Below are 282 nucleotides of genomic sequence, written 5' to 3' on the forward strand. Positions count from 1 at the left end.
CGGGATCGTAGTCTAATTCGGCGGCGGCCTTTTCGCGGACGATCTCACCGTATTTACCTTCATACGACGGATCGTATAGCAACCGCTCGCCTTCGATCCGTAGCGTTTCATCGATCCACGCATCCCACGACTGATTTGAATCCGACTCCTCGTAAATGTGCGCGAGCGGGGACCATTCGCGGTCCCGCATCTCTCCCTCGCGGCGATCCATCTCCTCGCGGGTGATAGGGACCATAGTCGATCCCGTCGCGCCGTGGATCTGTTCGCCGTGGAATAGTTTAT

General features: G+C 57.4%; 1 protein-coding gene. It reads right to left on the reverse strand.

What is annotated here, in order from left to right; translation table 11 throughout:
• On the reverse strand, positions 1-235 hold a 235-nt coding region (locus tag EXE45_RS18680), incomplete at its 3' end, for a hypothetical protein (RefSeq protein ID WP_137695182.1).
• Positions 236-282: the final 47 nt, after the last annotated feature.

Origin of the sequence: Halorubrum sp. SP9, assembly GCF_005435015.1 — an archaeon.
GTDB lineage: Archaea > Halobacteriota > Halobacteria > Halobacteriales > Haloferacaceae > Halorubrum > Halorubrum sodomense.